Genomic DNA, 1251 nt, shown 5'->3' on the forward strand with positions numbered 1-1251 from the left:
AGTTTAATTTTCTCTAAAAACGAATTAAAAATTCATATTATTGATGCGTTAAAAACAACCATTCAAGGTGTGGTTCGAGGTGCGATTGCGTTTAGTGATGTGGAAATTGTAAGCCCGAAGTAATTTACGATTTGGGATTTAGGATTTACGATTTGGGATTTACGATTTACGAATTTGGAATTTTGGATTTGGAATTTTATATAACATTTACATCACCTTTACCTTCTCGTACAATAATTGGTTCGTGACCGGTTAAATCGATGATGGTTGATGCGATGTTTTCGCCGTAACCGCCATCAATAACTAAATCGACTTGGTTTTGCCATTTCTCAAAAATTAATTCTGGATCGGTGGAATATTCAATTACCTCATCTTCATCGTGAATGGATGTTGAAACTATTGGATTTCCTAACATTTCCACAATTTGAATGGCAATATTATTATCTGGCACTCGAATTCCGACTGTTTTTTTCTTACGGAAGTCTTTTGGTAAGTCGTTATTTCCTGGTAAAATAAACGTATACGCCCCAGGTAACGCTCGTTTTAAAATTTTAAAAGTTGGCGTATCAATTTGCTTTACGTAATCTGAAATATTACTTAAACTACTACAAACAAAAGAAAAATTTGCTTTTTCTAACTTCACACCTTTAATTTTCGCTAATTTTTCCAACGCACGAGAATTGGTAATATCGCAACCTAAACCATAAACCGTATCCGTTGGGTAAATGACCAATCCACCGTTTTTTAAAACTTCCACTACTTTTTTAATGGCTGTTTCATTTGGTTTGTCTTCGTATATTTTTATGAATTCTGCCATATTATTTTTTGCTTTATGCAGTAAGCTTAATGCTTATAGCGTTATCCAATCACATTCAACTTTGCAAAGCGCAACAGCAGCTTCTTCAAGCCACCAACATCAAAACGAATTTCTGCTTTTTTGTCGGCTCCAACGCCTTCTAAACCTACGATTTCGCCTTTTCCAAAACGTTCGTGCATTACAATATTTCCAACTGCTAAATTAGCATCTGTAAAATTGCTGTTAGAGCTACCTGCACCACTACTCAATGGTTTTAATCTTCTAATATTTACAGACGAAACAGGTTCGTTTTTGGTAATGTATTCAGGTGGTGTTCCTGCTGTTGGTTTCGCCAATCGTAATTTAGATTTATCCACATCGCCAAAAATATCAATATCCATAGATGGTTTGTATCGGTAACCCGAATCTATCGGATTCATATATTCCAAATATTC

The 1251-nt window shown here is 34.9% G+C and carries 1 protein-coding gene and 2 pseudogenes; 1 reads left to right on the forward strand and 2 read right to left on the reverse strand.

From position 1 onward, the window contains the following. Positions 1-123, forward strand: a pseudogene (locus ABWO04_RS12000) (hydrogen peroxide-inducible genes activator); the annotation flags it as partial. A gap of 73 nt (positions 124-196) precedes the next feature. On the opposite strand, the gene ABWO04_RS12005 reads toward ABWO04_RS12000, so the two are convergent. Together ABWO04_RS12005 and ABWO04_RS12010 are read right to left on the reverse strand one after the other, a co-directional pair. Continuing rightward, positions 197-817: an L-threonylcarbamoyladenylate synthase gene (locus tag ABWO04_RS12005; RefSeq protein ID WP_353079914.1), complete on the reverse strand. Its 621-nt coding sequence runs from the start codon at positions 815-817 to the stop codon at positions 197-199. Between the two features lie 41 nt (positions 818-858). Further along, positions 859-1251, reverse strand: a pseudogene (locus tag ABWO04_RS12010) (ATP-dependent DNA helicase); the annotation flags it as partial.

It is taken from the genome of Flavobacterium sp. (assembly GCF_040382755.1).
GTDB lineage: Bacteria > Bacteroidota > Bacteroidia > Flavobacteriales > Flavobacteriaceae > Flavobacterium.

What these genes read in the sequence shown, in the direction of transcription:
- ABWO04_RS12005 (WP_353079914.1), bottom strand. Translation starts at nt 817, where the DNA reads ATGGCAGAATTCATAAAAATATACGAAGACAAACCAAATGAAACAGCC.